This window comes from Methylobacterium sp. 391_Methyba4 (assembly GCF_029691625.1).
Lineage (GTDB): Bacteria > Pseudomonadota > Alphaproteobacteria > Rhizobiales > Beijerinckiaceae > Methylobacterium > Methylobacterium fujisawaense.
In genome coordinates, this window is the sequence record NZ_CP121475.1 from 753,117 (window position 1) to 768,668 (window position 15,552).

Annotated in this window: 16 protein-coding genes and 1 tRNA gene; 14 read left to right on the plus strand and 3 right to left on the minus strand. The window is 69.3% G+C overall.

What is annotated here, in order from left to right; genetic code table 11:
- Positions 1-245: 245 nt before the first annotated feature.
- Positions 246-322, minus strand: a tRNA-Met gene (locus tag P9K36_RS03575).
- A 259-nt stretch (positions 323-581) separates the two neighbouring features.
- Between P9K36_RS03575 and P9K36_RS03580 the strand changes: the two genes are divergently transcribed.
- The 8 genes from P9K36_RS03580 to guaA all read left to right on the plus strand — a co-directional run bounded on the left by P9K36_RS03580 (position 582) and on the right by guaA (position 7,507).
- A complete protein-coding gene (locus P9K36_RS03580; RefSeq protein ID WP_043383623.1) occupies positions 582-1,037 on the plus strand; it encodes a CHRD domain-containing protein in 456 nt (151 codons plus the stop codon).
- Between the two features lie 74 nt (positions 1,038-1,111).
- Positions 1,112-1,450, plus strand: a complete 339-nt coding sequence (locus tag P9K36_RS03585; RefSeq protein ID WP_043348958.1) for a hypothetical protein — start codon at positions 1,112-1,114, stop codon at positions 1,448-1,450.
- Between the two features lie 116 nt (positions 1,451-1,566).
- Positions 1,567-2,472 (plus strand): aldo/keto reductase, encoded by a 906-nt coding sequence (locus tag P9K36_RS03590; protein WP_111474241.1) that lies wholly within the window; start codon positions 1,567-1,569, stop codon positions 2,470-2,472.
- Positions 2,462-3,205, plus strand: a complete 744-nt coding sequence (locus P9K36_RS03595; protein WP_043755549.1) for an NADPH-dependent F420 reductase — start codon at positions 2,462-2,464, stop codon at positions 3,203-3,205. Before P9K36_RS03590 ends, P9K36_RS03595 begins: the two co-directional genes overlap by 11 nt.
- Positions 3,206-3,311: 106 nt before the next feature.
- On the plus strand, positions 3,312-4,685 hold the full coding sequence (locus tag P9K36_RS03600) for an MFS transporter (RefSeq protein WP_111474240.1): 1,374 nt from the start codon (positions 3,312-3,314) through the stop codon (positions 4,683-4,685).
- Between the two features lie 238 nt (positions 4,686-4,923).
- The gene (locus P9K36_RS03605) at positions 4,924-5,322 is read left to right on the plus strand and encodes a hypothetical protein (protein ID WP_075381816.1); all 399 of its coding nucleotides are present in this window, start codon (positions 4,924-4,926) and stop codon (positions 5,320-5,322) included.
- Positions 5,319-5,738 carry a hypothetical protein gene (locus tag P9K36_RS03610; RefSeq protein ID WP_043352116.1) on the plus strand — a complete coding sequence of 140 codons (420 nt, stop codon included), beginning with the start codon at positions 5,319-5,321 and terminating at the stop codon, positions 5,736-5,738. Before P9K36_RS03605 ends, P9K36_RS03610 begins: the two co-directional genes overlap by 4 nt.
- Positions 5,739-5,950: 212 nt before the next feature.
- A complete protein-coding gene (guaA, locus tag P9K36_RS03615; protein ID WP_111474239.1) occupies positions 5,951-7,507 on the plus strand; it encodes a glutamine-hydrolyzing GMP synthase in 1,557 nt (518 codons plus the stop codon).
- A gap of 134 nt (positions 7,508-7,641) precedes the next feature.
- On the opposite strand, the gene P9K36_RS03620 is transcribed toward guaA, so the two are convergent.
- Both P9K36_RS03620 and tsaA read right to left on the minus strand, forming a co-directional pair.
- The gene (locus P9K36_RS03620) at positions 7,642-8,334 is read right to left on the minus strand and encodes a GDSL-type esterase/lipase family protein (protein ID WP_278306568.1); all 693 of its coding nucleotides are present in this window, start codon (positions 8,332-8,334) and stop codon (positions 7,642-7,644) included.
- Positions 8,331-8,828 (minus strand): tRNA (N6-threonylcarbamoyladenosine(37)-N6)-methyltransferase TrmO, encoded by a 498-nt coding sequence (gene tsaA / locus P9K36_RS03625; protein ID WP_111474399.1) that lies wholly within the window; start codon positions 8,826-8,828, stop codon positions 8,331-8,333. The genes P9K36_RS03620 and tsaA overlap by 4 nt, the downstream gene beginning before the upstream one ends.
- A 113-nt stretch (positions 8,829-8,941) precedes the next feature.
- On the opposite strand from tsaA, the gene P9K36_RS03630 reads away from it, so the two are divergent.
- The 6 genes from P9K36_RS03630 to sdhA all read left to right on the plus strand — a co-directional run bounded on the left by P9K36_RS03630 (position 8,942) and on the right by sdhA (position 15,502).
- Entirely contained in the window at positions 8,942-10,435 is a 1,494-nt protein-coding gene (locus P9K36_RS03630) for an AMP nucleosidase (protein WP_043383644.1), read from the plus strand.
- Positions 10,436-10,584: 149 nt separating this feature from the next.
- Entirely contained in the window at positions 10,585-11,175 is a 591-nt protein-coding gene (locus tag P9K36_RS03635; RefSeq protein WP_278306569.1) for a hypothetical protein, read from the plus strand.
- 214 nt (positions 11,176-11,389) lie between these two features.
- Positions 11,390-12,691: an SLC13 family permease gene (locus P9K36_RS03640; RefSeq protein WP_278306570.1), complete on the plus strand. Its 1,302-nt coding sequence runs from the start codon at positions 11,390-11,392 to the stop codon at positions 12,689-12,691.
- Between the two features lie 129 nt (positions 12,692-12,820).
- Positions 12,821-13,222, plus strand: coding sequence for a succinate dehydrogenase, cytochrome b556 subunit (gene sdhC / locus P9K36_RS03645; RefSeq protein WP_043352126.1), 402 nt, complete (start codon positions 12,821-12,823; stop codon positions 13,220-13,222).
- Positions 13,223-13,232: 10 nt separating this feature from the next.
- Positions 13,233-13,652: a succinate dehydrogenase, hydrophobic membrane anchor protein gene (gene sdhD / locus P9K36_RS03650; RefSeq protein ID WP_043383655.1), complete on the plus strand. Its 420-nt coding sequence runs from the start codon at positions 13,233-13,235 to the stop codon at positions 13,650-13,652.
- 32 nt (positions 13,653-13,684) lie between these two features.
- Entirely contained in the window at positions 13,685-15,502 is a 1,818-nt protein-coding gene (gene sdhA / locus P9K36_RS03655) for a succinate dehydrogenase flavoprotein subunit (protein ID WP_043755565.1), read from the plus strand.
- Positions 15,503-15,552: the final 50 nt, after the last annotated feature.

Genomic DNA, 15,552 nt, shown 5'->3' on the forward strand with positions numbered 1-15,552 from the left:
AGCTTGGAAGATGCAACTACAAAAAGATGCCGATGCGACTCCCTTGCTGGCGCAGGACCGGTGGCCGACGTGCCACCACCATCGGCGCGGTTGCCGGTCGTTGATCGCTTGAGCTGAAAGAACGAAAGCGCCATTTTAGAGCAATGGACCTGAAGCGGTCTATGCACACAGGCGACATCGGTACCAATCCGATACGAGTTTACAGGTCGGATCGTCCGTGGCGCCGAAAAGCTCAATAAAATCAGTGGTAGCGAGGGAGGGATTTGAACCCCCGACACAAGGATTATGATTCCTCTGCTCTAACCAGCTGAGCTACCCCGCCACGCGGCACGACCGTCCGCGAGGACGATGCGTGCAGTGGCCGCGGTATAGGAAGAGCGGGCGCTCGCTGTCAACGGTTTTGGGTGCGCAAAGCGCGCGTCCGGATCGGGCTCGATCCATGTCCCGCCGATCGCGGACGGGACAGCCCGGCTGTCACCGGAAGTCGACCGTCGCCGATGCGGCGGCCATGTGCGGTCCGTCTAAGCCCGCTAGGTTGACACACGGGCCGCCTGAAGGCCCGTCACATCGCGGAGCGTTCGATGACAGCGCGCACGAACCATCGTTGGAACACCAGCCTCGCCGCCCTTCTCGTGCTGGGCGTGCCGCTCCTCGCCGGCCCGGCCATCGCGGCGGGCAACGACGCCACCTATCGCGCGGCCCTCACCGGCAGCAGCGAGGTCCCGGCGACCACAGGCGCCGGCACGGGCGAGATCACCGCGACCTTCGATCCTGCCGCCAAGCGCCTCAGCTGGTCGGGACGATACAGCGGTCTGACCGGCCCGGTCACGGCCGCCCATTTCCATGGTCCGGCCAAGGCCGGTGAGAATGCCGGCGTGCTGGTTCCGGTGACGGCAGCGAGCAGTCCCTTCTCCGGCGAGGCGATCCTCGACGACGCGAAGGCCGCCGATCTCGCTGCGGGCCGCATCTACTTCAACCTTCACACCGCCGCGAACCCGAAGGGTGAGATCCGCGGCCAGCTGGAGCGCGCGCCCTGATCCGGAACGGCGAGAGCCTCGACGTTCCCGATCGCGCCCGGTAGGCGGATCCCATCCTCCTGCCGGAGCTTTCGATGAAGCAGATCGACGCCATCATCGCCTGGACGCCCCTGCGTTGGGCAGAGCTGAAGCCGGAAACCGCCGGGCAGGTCGTCGTCCTGCCCGCACCCGACACGGCGGGCGAGGCGAAGCGCTACATGATGCGCGCCGGCGCCAGCTCGTCCGCCCTAGCCGCCCTGTCGGAAGAGGCGCGCATCGCCCGCCTCTTCATCGACTTCCAGACCCTCGTGGTCCGCGACGGGATCGACCCGCAGGCGGCCCACCGGGCGTTTCTGACGATCGACGAATATCGGTTCCGCATAGCCCCCGACACCGAGGGTGCGGAGTTCGAGGATCCGCCCGAGGAGGATTAGCCTTCTGCCCGGGGCCGGCCGTTGCGTCGTGCTCACGCAAGCGTGAGAATTATGAATGCACACAGGCCGAAGCCGCCCTATCTTCCGATGGGTCGTGATTTCGTCCGAGGCCGGCCATGCCCGTATCCCGTCGCGCCGTCATCGCCGCAGCGGCCCTCGCCCCGCTCGCAGGGCGATTCGCCACCGCGGCGGAGCCGCTGATCCGCCGCCCGATCCCCTCCACCGGCGAGATGCTTCCGGCCATCGGGATCGGCACGTCCCGACGCTACGAGGTCGAGCCGACGCCCGACGCGGTGGCGCCGCTGAAGGAGGCGGTGAAGACCTTCGTCGCCCTCGGCGGCTCGGTGATCGACACGGCCCCGAGCTACGGGACCGCCGAGGACGTCCTCGGATTGATCCTGGCGGAGCCCGGCCTGCGCCAGAAAATCTTCCTCGCCAGCAAGGTCGACACGACCGGCCGCGATGCGACGCTGGCGGAGTTCGAGCGGTCGCTCAAGCGGATGAAGGTCGATACACTCGATCTCGTGGCGGTCCACAATCTGATCGACGTGACCGAGAATCTGGCGATTCTGCGGGATCTGAAGGATCGCAAACGCATCCGCTATGTCGGCGTCACGGTCTGGCGCGACAACCAGCTCGACGCGCTCGAAGCCGTCATGAAGCGCGAGACGCTCGACTTCATCCAGGTGAACTACGCCATCGACAACCGTGCCGCCGCCGAGCGCGTGATCCCGCTCGCCGCGGACCGCGGCGTGGCGGTGATGACCAACGTGCCGTTCGGCCGCGACCGCCTGTTCAAGGCGGTCCAGGGCAAGGAACTGCCGGCTTTCGCCAAGGACCTCGGCTGCGCGAGCTGGCCGCAGGTCTTCCTGAAATACGTGCTCGGCAATCCGGCCGTGACCTGCCCGATCCCCGGCATGGCGAAGGCCGCCTATGTCGAGGACAACCTCGGCGCCGCGCGGGGCAAGCTCCCGGATGCGGCGCAGCGCAAGCAGATGGAGATGTTCATCGATGCGGTCTGATCTCACCTCGCGCCGCGCGGCGCTCGCCCTCGCGGCCGGACTCGCCGTCGCCGCGGCCATGCCCGCGCTGGCCCAGGACGGCCCGAAAAAGATCCGGATCGGCGTCATCGGGGCCGGAAATATCGGCGGTACGATCGGGACGCTCTGGGTCAAGGACGGCCACGAGGTGATGTTCGCCTCCCGCCACCCGGAGCAGCTGGCGGCGATGGTCTCGGAGCTGGGACCGAACGCCAAGGCCGGCACGCCCGAGGAGGCGATCAAGTTCGGCGATGCCGTGTTCATCGCCGTCCCCTACAAGGCCTATCCGGATCTCGCGAAGGAGATCGGCCCGGCTCTCAACGGCAAGGTCGTCCTCGACGCCGGCAACGCCACGCAGAAGCGCGACGGCGCGCTCTACGACGAGGTCCAGGCCAGCGGGATCGGCGCCACCTCGGCCAAGTACTTTCCCGGCGCCAAACTCGTGCGCGCCTTCAATGCGGCCAACTACAAGGTCTTCGCCAAGGAAGGCGCCGATGGCGGCAAGGGTCGCGCAGGCGGACGGATGGCGATCCCGATCGCCGGGGATGACCCGGAGGCTCTGAAGGTCGCCGAGGGCCTCGTCCGCGACGCCGGCTTCGATCCGGTGGTGGTCGGTCCGCTCAAGGAAGCCGACAAGTTCGCCATGGGCTCCCAGGGCTTCGGTCACGACGTGACCGCGTCGGAGATGCGCCAGAAACTCGGACTGGCGCAGTAGGGGCGTCATCCGATCCGTCGCCACGCCGTGCGGAGGCGACGGGTCGGACCGAGTCTCCGTGAGGGAGGCTTGCCCGAGGGAAAGCCCATTCCGGTGAGATCGGCCCATGTCTGAACCCGCACCCGCCCGCGGCACGCTCGCGCGCCTGATCGACGTTCAGCCCGGCGAGGGTCGGGCACTGGCATGGTCCTGGGCCTACATCTTCTCGATCCTGGCCGCCTACTACGTCCTGCGTCCGATCCGGGATCAGATGGGCGTCGCCGGCGGCATCGAAAACCTGCCCTGGCTGTTCACCGCCACCCTGGTCGGCATGCTCGCCCTCAACCTGCCCTTCGCCTACCTGGTGAAGCGGATGCCGCGGGCGCGGTTCGTGCCGATCACCTACCGGTTCTTCGCGGCCAACATCCTGGCCTTCGCGCTGACGCTCTATCTCGCCCCCGCCGAGTGGGGCGTGTGGATTGGCCGGGTGTTCTTCGTCTGGCTGTCGATCTTCAACCTGTTCGTGGTCTCGATCTTCTGGGCGACGATCGTCGACGTGTTTTCGAACGCCCAGGGCAAGCGCCTGTTCGGCTTCATCGCGGCCGGCGCGACCCTCGGCGCCATCGCGGGTTCGGCGACCACCGCGATCCTCGCCAAGAACGTCCCGACCTGGGGCCTTATGCTCTGCGCGGTGGTGCTCCTCGAGATCGCCGTATTCTGCATGCGCGGTCTCGCGGCCCTGTCGACGCAGCTGCACGAGGTGCCGGGCCGCGACCGCAGCGCCGATGACGGGCAGGATCGGACGATCGGCGGCAGCGTGCTCGCCGGCGTCACGCGGACCTTCGCGTCCCCCTACCTGCTCAACATCTCGCTGTTCCTGCTGCTGTTCTCGGTGACCTCGACCTTCCTGTATTTCGAGCAGGCGGGCATCGCGAAGCGGAGCTTCCCGGACCGGGGTGCGCAGACCGCCTTCTTCGCCAGCGTCGACCTCGCGGTGAACGTCCTGACGCTGGGAATCCAGCTGTTCCTCACCGGCCGGATCGTGAATCGCATCGGCGTCGCCCTGACGCTGGCGATCCTGCCGGCCTTCAGCATCCTCGGCTTCGCGGCGCTCGCCGTCTGGCCCACGATCGGCGTGATCGTCGCGTTCCAAGTCCTGCGCCGGGCCGGCAACTTCGCCATCGCGCGACCAGTGCGCGAGGTGCTGTTCACCGTCGTCCCGCGGGAAGATCGCTACAAGGCCAAGAGCTTCATCGACACGGTGGTCTACCGCCTGGGCGACCAAGTCGGCGCATGGTCGTTCACGGGCATCCAGGGCGTCGGATTCGGCAGCGCCGGCGTGGCGGGCGCCGCGATCCCGCTCTCGGTGGCGTGGCTCGTGAACAGCCTCTGGCTCGGGCGCGCACAGGACCGGCGCCGGGACGAGCAGGCGGCGGAGCCGGTCGGTGAGTCTGCGCGGCCCATGCCGTTCGGTCGCGGGGCGGCCTCGCCCGGCCGGTGAGCGACGCGGGCCGGCCTACCGGTGCCGCATGAAGTCCCAGACCAGGTAGGCCGGGAACGGCAGCATGATCGCGAAGAAGATCCAGTCGAACATCTGAGGCATCAAGCCATCTCCCGCTCGGCCCCCTCTGGTTCTACCGGCATGGCCGTGTGAAGTTCCGCGCGGCGGCGGCGGTCCGTTAAGAGGCGGTTTACCCTGACGGGCGACGTATCGCGCTCGGTCCGGGCGGGAGAGAGACATGGCGGGACCCGCATGGTCGGCGCCGCGGCGCTGGTGGCGCACCGCCGAGCCCGCGATGGCCGTGCTCGGGCTCCTCGCCGTGACGCCGGCTCCAGTCGCCGCGCAGGAGCCGCTCTACATCCGCATCCGCCCCCTTCCGGACGCCGAGGCCGCGCGCGTGGCCCGGGAGATGCTCTGGGCGCGCCGGCAGGCCCATGCCCGTGCGGTGATCGAATCCGTCTGCACCGGCTGCCTCGGTGCCTGGAAACCCGAGACCGTCCCGGCCCCGAGCCCGGCTCCGGCGCCGACGGAGGACCGGATTGCGAACCTCACCGTTCCGATAGGGGTTGAACTGGACCCCGGCTCCGGGGCATCCGACCCGCATCCAGATCCATCGACCTCCGAGAGGCATCCATGACGCAAGCGCATCCGACCAGCGGCGCCGAGCCCGAAGTCGATTGCCCGGTAACCCTCGAGGTCCTGGGCTCCGTCTACCGGGCCGACGATTTCGACCTGCCGCTGATCCTGGAGCAGATCCCGCCGCTGAAGCGCGCGCAGCTGGCCACCTACCTCTACGGCAAGAGCCACATGCACAAGCTCGGGCTGAAGGTCGCCCGCTCCTGCGAGCGCGACGACCTCATCCGCGTGGCGGGCGAGATCGGCTCGGTGATCCACGGACAGGCGCACCTGAAGCCGTCGCGGCCGGCGCCCGAGCCGGCCCCGCAGCTGCGCGCCAAGACTCCGCCCGGCCAGAAGAAGGTGAGCCTCGCCGGCGCCGCCGCGAAGCCCGCGATCAGCCTCGGCGGATCGGCCAAGGTCCGCAACTTCGACTGAGAGCCGACGCGTCGGGCCAGCCGAGACCACGTCGCGCGCCTGACCGGATCGGCCGATTCGGGTCCCGGGTCGCGCCGCGTGGCCCCGGGACGATGCAAGAGCGTATGATCGACGGGCGGAATCCGGCATTCCGTCGGCGTCAGCGCGTCGGAAGACCGGACAACCCGGACTTGTGCGTTGCACCCGCCCCGGCCTTCGGATAATCGCCCGCGATGAACACCGACCACGACAAGATCCTGATCGTCGATTTCGGCTCTCAGGTGACCCAGCTCATCGCCCGCCGGGTGCGGGAGGAGGGCGTCTACTGCGAGATCGTGCCCTTCACGAAGGCCGAGGCCGCGTTTCGCGAGCAGAAGCCCAAGGGCGTGATCCTCTCCGGCGGCCCCGAATCGGTAACCGTCGAGGCCTCGCCCCGCGCGCCCCAGCTCGTGTTCGATTCGGGCGTCCCGGTCTTCGGCATCTGCTACGGCCAGCAGACCATGGCGGCCCAGCTCGGCGGCGCCGTCGAGGGGGGACACCACGCGGAGTTCGGCCGGGCCGAGGTCGAGATCCTGGCCGATTGCCCCCTGTTCAAGGGCGTCTGGCACAAGGGCGAGAAGTACCCGGTCTGGATGAGCCACGGTGACCGCGTCACCAAGCTGCCGGACGGCTTCACCACCGTGGCGATCTCCAAGAACGCGCCCTTCGCGGCGGTGGCCGACGAGGCCCGCAACTACTACGCGGTGCAATTTCACCCGGAAGTGGCACACACCCCCCACGGCGCCCTGCTGATCCGCAACTTCGTGCGCGACGTGGCCGGCTGCTCGGGCGACTGGACCATGGGCGCCTATCGCGAGGAGGCCATCGCCAAGATCCGCGAGCAGGTCGGCTCCGAGAAGGTGATCTGCGGCCTGTCGGGCGGCGTCGATTCCGCCGTGGCGGCCGTGCTGATCCACGAGGCGATCGGCGACCAGCTGACCTGCGTGTTCGTCGATCACGGCCTCCTGCGCCTGGGCGAGGCCGAACAGGTCGTGGCCCTGTTCCGCGACCACTACAACATCCCGCTGGTCCACGTTGAGGCGTCGGGGATGTTCCTCGCGGCCCTCGAGGGCGTCTCGGATCCCGAGGTCAAGCGCAAGACCATTGGCCGCCTGTTCATCGACGTGTTCGAGGCCGAATCGAAGAAGATCGGCGGGGCGAAGTTCCTGGCGCAGGGCACGCTGTATCCGGACGTGATCGAGAGCGTGTCTTTCACGGGCGGCCCGTCCGTGACCATCAAGAGCCACCACAATGTCGGCGGCCTGCCCGAGCGCATGGACATGAAGCTCGTGGAGCCGCTCCGCGAGCTGTTCAAGGACGAGGTCCGGATCCTCGGCAAGGAACTCGGCCTGCCCGAGGGCTTCGTCGGCCGCCACCCGTTCCCGGGCCCGGGCCTGGCGATCCGCTGCCCCGGCACGATCACCGCCGAGAAGCTGGAGGCCCTGCGCAAGGCCGACGCGATCTACCTCGACGAGATCCGGCAGGCCGGCCTCTACGACACGATCTGGCAGGCCTTCGCGGTGATCCTGCCGGTGAAGACCGTCGGCGTGATGGGCGACGGCCGCACCTACGATCATGTCTGCGCGCTGCGCGCCGTCACGTCGGTGGACGGCATGACCGCCGATTTCTACCCGTTCGACATGGCCTTCCTGGGCCGGGTCGCGACCCGGATCATCAACGAGGTGAAGGGCATCAACCGGGTCACCTACGACATCACCTCGAAGCCCCCGGGCACCATCGAGTGGGAATAAGCAGGCCCGCAGCCGTCATCGCGAAAGCCGCGAGCCGATTCTGGGGAGCGTGACGGCAGGATTCCGGGCGCTCCCGGATCGCGCCGCGTCGCGCGCCGGGACGATGCGGACGCCGTGCCGCAGACCGCGCCCCGTCACGGCCCGCAGAGCGCCGGCTCGACCGCCTTCAGCGCCGGCCGGAACGCCGCGAGATGCAGCCCGTCCCGCAGGGCACCGGGCTTGGCGTAGCCGGTGTCGCCGTCGCGCAAGGCCGCGAACGGGTCCGTGAACACGCAGCCGAGCCGGCCGCACAGGTTGCGCAGGCGCTGCGAGTAAACTGCCACCGCGCCGGCATCGACGAGCTTGCCGAGCTCACGCCCGACCGGGGGGAGGGCCGTCACCACGACGCGCGGGGTCAAGGTCTGGAGCCGCTTGACGATCGCCTCTGCGGCGGCTTCGAACTGCGCCGTCGGCTTGTCCAGCTGCGGGTTGTTCTTCACGAGGATGTCGTTGGTCCCGATCGTCAGGGCGGCGAGCCGGGGAGGGACCTTGAAGGTCAAGCGCGCGAGGTGGTCCGCATAGCTGGCCGCGGTCGAGCCGCTGATCCCGCCGTTGAGGAAGTCGAGGCCGCAGGGCCGCTGGCTGCCAGGCTGCAGCTCCACCTGGGAATCGCCGGCCCAGAACACGTAATCCGGCGGCGCCTCGTCGAGGCTGACCTGCACGGCGATCAGGCGCATCTCCGCGTAGGCCCGCGCATCGGCGGCCGGCCTATGCAGGCGCCACCCGGCGAAACCGCCGATCGCCAGCAGGGCGAGCCCACCGAGAATGAGAAGGGCGACGCGCCTCACGGCTCGGCCCCGGCCCGGTCGACCTGCGCGTCCGGCCGCGCATCCGTGGAGGCGTAGTAGGGTTTGATGTCGAGGAGCGGCGTGCCGTCGAGGCAGTCGAGCCCGCGCACGCGGAGCGTGTCGCCGTCGCGGCCGAGCAGTTCCACCACCGACAGGGCGATCGGGTTGGGACGGGCGGGCGAGCGCAGGGAGAAGGTGCCGCGGGGACCGTCGGCGTGGCGCGGGCGCTGGATCACGAGGCCGCGGGTCGCCCGGTCCATCCAGTAGAGCAGGATCAGGTGCGTGCAGCCCGTGACGTTGCGCAGGCCGGGGACGTAGGCCGGATCGACCTCCACGGTGCAGACCGCATCGGTCTGCAGGCCGTTCTTCGGACAGTCGGATCGCGCCTGCCAGGGCGTGTGCAGCCGGCCGATGAAGTGGAGGCCCGCATCGAAGGTCGTGGGCAATTCTGCCCTCACTTCGCCGGGACGGGTTCCGAACTCATCCGCGTCCATGCCGCCTCGCTCCGCGCCGGCGGGCTTGTCGGCCATGTGCCCGCGGCCCGCAACCCCGCATCTCGCCCCCGGATGGTGCGGGGTGTAGATCCGGCAGCAGGAACGGAGGCGACATGATCGAGCGGGAATTGCGGCCGATGCAGGCGGTGGCCGATGCCGGGACCGCCGTCGACCGGCTGGTCGAGCTCTACGACGACGCGGCCGGCGCCCTGCGAAATGCCCTGGAGCGCTACCTCGCCGGGGGGCCGCCGCCGGACGCCACCGAGCGGCTCGCCTTCCGCTACCCGGAGCTGCGGATCAGCTATCGCCCGGACGGGCCGCTGCCGCGCGTCCGGCGCGCCACCGCCAAGCTCCAGGCGGCCGGGACCTACGCCACGACGGTGACGCACCCGGCGTTCTTCCGGACCTACCTGACCCGTCAGCTGGAGCCGCTGATCGCGGATTACGGCATCGCCATCGAAGTCGGCCTGAGCGCGCAGGAGATCCCCTATCCCTACGTGCTGGAAGCCGGGCTCGACGCGGGCGGCCGGGCGGTCGACGGCGCGGATCTCGCCACCTACTTCCCGGTCCCGCTCCTGTCGCTCGTCGGCGACGAGATCGCCGACGGGACCTTCGACCAGGTGGCGGGCGAGCCGCTGCCCCTGGCGCTGTTCGACGGCGTGCGGGTCGATTACTCCCTCCGGCGGCTGGTCCATTACACCGGCTGCGACTGGCGCGACGTCCAGCCCTGGATCCTGCTCACCAACTACCACCGCTACGTCGACCAGTTCGTCCGCCACGGCCTGGAGCGGCTGGCCTCGGGCGCGGAGGGGTTCGAGCGGCTGGTCCTGCCGGGCGGAGTCTCCGTGAGCCGCGCCGAGGCCGCCGAGGCCGACCCCGCCGCGGTGATCGCCGCCTCGCCCTGGCACCGGCACCAGATGCCGGCCTACCATTTGGTGGCGCGCGACGCCGACGGGACCCAGCAGGGCACGACGCTGGTCAATATCGGCGTCGGCCCCTCGAACGCGAAGACGATCACCGACCATCTCGCCGTGCTGCGCCCGGATTGCTGGCTGATGGTCGGCCATTGCGGCGGCTTGCGGCAGTCGCAGACGATCGGCGACTACGTGCTGGCGCACGCCTATCTCCGCCGCGACCGGATCCTCGACGAGCTCGTGCCGCCGGACGTCCCGGTCCCGGCGCTGGCCGAGGTGCAGGTCGCGCTCCAGAGCGCCGCCGCTTCTGTGACGGGCGAGCAGGCCGATGCCCTGAAGCGGCGCCTGCGCACCGGCACGGTGGTGACCTATGACGACCGCAACTGGGAGCTGCGCTTCAGCCAGGAGCGGCGGCGGATCAACCAGTCCCGCGCGATCGCGGTCGACATGGAGAGCGGCACCGTCGCCGCGCAGGGCTTCCGCCTCCGCGTACCCTACGGCGCGCTGCTCTGCGTCTCCGACAAGCCGCTCCACGGCGAGATCAAGCTGCCGGGCGCCGCCAATGCGTTCTACGACCGGGCCGTCTCGGAGCATCTCCAGGTGGGATTGGCGGCACTCGACGTGCTGCGCGCCGACCGGCACGGTCTCCACTCGCGCAAGCTGCGCAGCTTCGATGAGCCTCCGTTCCGGTGAGGGGCGCCCGGCGCGGTCTTCATCCGGTCCGCGCCCGAGGACGGCTCTCGCGACGGACTGCCACGTCGCCCCAAATACTCAAGCTTGGATATCGGGGCGATTTGAAGTGTTGGGAGATTAATACACCTCGCTTCAAGCTGAGATTTCCCATGACTCGTATCGCACTTGTTTCGACCGCTCTTCTGGCAGCGGTCGCTTTCGCCCCGACCGGTGCGGATGCGCGCGGCTTCGGCGGGGGTGGCTTCCACGGCGGAGGCTTCGGCGGTGGCGGATTTCATGGCGGCGGGTTCGGCGGCGGCTTCCGCGGTGGCAGCGTGGGCGGCGGATCGTTCCGGAACGGCGGCTTCGGCGGCGGGGCCTTTCAGAACGGCGGCGTCGGTGGGGCGCGGGTCGGCGGCCTGGGTGGTGGCTTCCGGGGCGCGGGGCTCGGCGCGGCCGGCGTGGCCGGAGCCGGCGGGCTTCGGGGCGGCGGCCTCCGGACCGGCGGATTCAACGATGCCGGCCGGTATGGCGGAATCGGGAACCGCGGGATTGTCGGGCGTGGCTACGCCAACCGCGGTTACTACGGCCGGCGCTATGGCCGCGGCGTCGGCTACGGCCTTGCGGGGGTCGGGCTCGGCCTCGGGGTCGGCTACGGCCTGAGCGGCCTCGACTACGGGTACGACAATTGTGCCGACACCTACGGCTACGGGGCTTACGACCCGGCCGCCTGCAACGGCTACTACGGCTACGGCTACTGAGCCACGCGAAGCGGGTCCCCAAACGCTTTTGAGACAGCATTGCGCCCGGCCGGCTCTCGGCCGGGCGTCCGCGTTCGTAAGCAGGCCGGCGCGGCCCATCGCACCAAGATCCTTCGCGGTTAGCGAAGGCTCGCTCAACAAATCCCGAATTGCGAACCGTTCCAATCCGACGAGGATGCCGCCTCCGGCGTAGCGTGGTGCGGGGACGATCGCGGTGAGCGGGGAGGGGTCGATTGCGGCGACGGCGGCACTGCTCGTGGCGTGCATGAGCCTCTGGGCGACCGCCCTGCTGCCCGAGATCGTCACGGCGCTGGCCTTCTTCGGACTGGCGATGCTGCTGCGGCTCGGCTCCGCCGCGACGGTGTTCTCCGGCCTCTCGTCCTCCGCCTTCTGGCTGGTCCTGTCCGGCCTGGTGGTGGGGCAGGGCATGACCCGGACGGGCCTCGGCGCCCGCATGGCGCGGAGCCTCGCCCTGCGCCTCTCGGGCTCATACGGCCACTTCATCATCGGGCTGGTGGCGCTGAGCTTCCTCATCGCCTTCGTCATGCCGTCGAATCTGGGCCGCATCGCCCTGATGATCCCCGTGACCCTGGCGCTCTGCGACGCCTTCGGCCTCGCGGTCGGCCGCCCGGGACGGACGGGCGCGGTGCTGGCGGTCGGCATCGCCACGCCGATCCTGTCGGCAGCGATCCTGCCCGCCAACGTGCCGAACCTCGTCATGGCCGGCTCGGCGGAACACCTGCTCGGGCTGCAGCTCTCTTACCTGTCCTACTTCGTCCTGCACGCCCCGGTCCTGGCCGCGGTCAAGGGCATCCTGCTGGTGGCTCTCATCGTCCGGCTGTTTCCGGACGACCTCGGCCCGACCGCGCCGACCCTGCCGGTGCTGCCGCCGCTCTCCGCGCCCGAGCGGCGCCTCGCGGTGATCCTCGCCTGCACGCTGGTCCTCTGGATGACCGACGCCCTGCACGGGCTCGCCCCCGCCTGGGTCGGCCTCGCCGCCGCGGTGGTCTGCCTGCTGCCGCGGATCGGGGTGCTGCCGCCCGAAGCGTTCCAGCAGGTCAACTTGCGGACCTGCTTCTACATCGCGGCGCTGCTCGGTCTGGTCGCCCTGGTCAACGAGACCGGTCTGGGCGGGCGTCTCGGCCATCTGCTCCTGGCGGTCGCGCCCCTGGCGCACGACGCGCCGACACAGAACTTCGCGGTGCTCACCGGCATGGCGACGGTGCTGACCCTGCTCGTCACCGCCAACGGCGCGCCGGCCCTCTACACGGCCCTGGCGGGCGAGATGACGGAGGCGAGCGGCCTGTCATCCCTCGCGGTCGTCTCCCTGCAGGTGATCGGCTACTCGACCATCTTCTTCCCCTACCAGGCGCCCCCGATCGTGTTCGCCAGCGAGCTCGGAGGCGTCCGCCTCGGGGACGCGACGCGCCTCACCGTGAGGTTCGGCCTCCTGTCGTTGCTGGTGGCCGCGCCCCTCGACTACGCGTGGTGGCGACTGCTGGGGCAGCTGAGGTGACAGAATCGGCAAAGTGTCGCCCCAGACGGCACATTGCGCCGCACCATGGCGGATTGCGGGTTGCCCGCTCAGCCACTAGCGCTACCAGATTAGAGACGGTCCAGTTCGCAGCTGCGAGGCTTCAACCCGATGGCACCCACCGCCCGCCCGACAGTGGCACAGCCGCTATCGCCCCATCTCCAGATCTATCGCTGGACCTGGACGATGGCGATGTCGGTGTTTCACCGTATCACCGGCACCGCGCTCTATGGCGGGACTGCACTGGTCGCCCTCTGGCTCGTGGCTCTGGCTTCCGGACCGGTCGGCTACTCTTACGTGGCCGGGTTCTTCGGCTCGCTGTTCGGGCGCCTGATCCTGTTCGTCTATACGTGGGTGCTGATGCACCACATGCTGGGCGGCATCCGGCACCTGATCTGGGACACGGGCGTGGGCTTCGATCGGGAGAAGCGCCTGTCGATGGCCCGGCTGACCCTGATCGGCTCGGTCGCGCTCACCCTCGTCATCTGGGCGGTCGCCCTTCTGGTCCGCTGAGGAGGCCCACATGGCTCAGAAAGAGGTCCGGCAGGACACGCGCGTCTCGATCCGCACCCCCCGCGCCCGGGTCCGCGGCCTTGGCGTCGCGCACCACGGGGCCGGCCACTGGTGGCTGCAGCGGCTGACCGCCATCGCCAACGTCGTGCTGATGCTGAGCTTCGTGGTGATCGTCGCCAAGATGTCGGGCCGCGGCTTTGCGGAGGCGCGGCTCCTCGTCGCGACCCCCCTGGTGTCAATTCTCCTGATCCTGGCGCTGCTGTCGGTTACGATCCACATGCGGCTCGGCATGCAGGTGATCATCGAGGACTATGTGCACGCCCCGGCCATGAAGATTGCGGCGGTTCTCGCCAACAACGCCTACGCGGTCGTCGTGGCCGTGGCCTGCCTCTACGCGGTGCTGCGCATCGGCTTCGGACAGCCGGCCTGAACCCCGCCAACCCCTATTTCGAGGAGCCGAACATGGCCGCCAACGGCACAAACGGCAGCGGGCCTGCCTACACCATTCACGATCACGCCTTCGACGTGGTGATCGTCGGCGCGGGCGGCGCCGGCCTGCGTGCCACGGTCGGCTGCTCGGAAGCCGGCCTGCGCACCGCCTGCATCACCAAGGTGTTCCCGACCCGCTCGCACACCGTGGCGGCGCAGGGCGGCATCTCGGCGTCCCTCGGCAACATGGGCCCGGACGACTGGCGCTGGCACATGTACGACACCGTGAAGGGGTCGGACTGGCTCGGCGACCAGGACGCCATCGAGTACCTCGTGCGCAACGCGCCCGCCGCCGTGTACGAGCTGGAGCACTGGGGCGTGCCGTTCTCCCGCACGGAGGAAGGCAAGATCTACCAGCGCCCGTTCGGCGGCATGACCACCGATTACGGCAAGGGCACCGCCCAGCGCACCTGCGCGGCGGCCGACCGCACCGGCCACGCCATGCTGCACACCCTCTACGGGCAGGCGGTAAAGAACCAGACCGACTTCTTCATCGAGTATTTCGCCCTCGACCTGATCATGGACGAGGAGGGCCGCTGCCGCGGCGTCATCGCCCTCGACCAGGCCACCGGCGAGATCCACCGGTTCCGCGCCCAGATGACCATCTTGGCGACCGGCGGCTACGGACGCGCCTATTTCTCGGCGACCTCCGCGCATACCTGCACGGGCGACGGCAACGCCATGGTGCTGCGCGCCGGCCTGCCGCTGCAGGACATGGAGTTCGTGCAGTTCCACCCGACCGGCATCTACGGCGCGGGCTGCCTGATCACGGAAGGCTCCCGGGGTGAGGGCGGCTATCTGACGAATTCCGAGGGCGAGCGCTTCATGGAGCGCTACGCACCGTCGGCCAAGGACCTCGCCTCGCGCGACGTGGTCTCGCGCTCCATGACCATGGAGATCCGGGACGGCCGCGGCGTCGGCAAGAACAAGGACCACATCTACCTGCACCTCGACCACCTGGATCCGAAGATCCTGCACGAGCGCCTGCCGGGCATCTCGGAATCCGCGCGGATCTTCGCCGGTGTCGACGTGACCAAGGAGCCGATCCCGGTCATCCCGACCGTCCATTACAACATGGGCGGCATCCCCACGAACTATCACGGCGAGGTGCTGACGCTGCGCGACGGCAACCCCGACACCGTGGTTCCGGGCCTGATGGCCATCGGCGAAGCAGCCTGCGTCTCCGTGCACGGCGCCAACCGCCTGGGCTCGAACTCGCTGATCGATCTCGTGGTGTTCGGCCGCGCCGCCGGCAAGCGCTGCGCCGAGATCGTCGAGCCGAACGGCCGCGCCATGGAACTGCCGAAGGGGGCCACCGACAAGGCCCTCGAGCGCCTCGACCGGTTCCGCTACGCCAACGGCGCGACGCCGACCGCGGAACTCCGCGCCGAGATGCAGAAGACGATGCAGAACAATTGCGCCGTGTTCCGCACCGGCGAGGTTCTGGAGGAGGGCAAGGGCCTGATCCACAAGGTCTGGAACGCCGCCGCCGACGTGAAGGTCACCGACCGGTCGCTGGTCTGGAACACCGACCTCCTGGAGACCCTGGAGTTCGACAACCTGATCGGCCAGGCGGTGGTCACGATGGAATCGGCCGCCAACCGCACGGAATCCCGCGGCGCCCATGCCCGCGAGGACTTCCCGGACCGCGACGACAAGGACTGGATGAAGCACACCCTGTCCTGGCTCGACGAGGGCCGTCACCAGGTGAACATCGATTACCGTCCGGTGCACACCTACACGATGTCCAATGAGATCCAGTACATCGAGCCGAAGGCCCGCGTGTACTGATACGAACCTCTGCTCAACGACTGCGGCGGCGGGGCTTCTGCCCCGGCCGC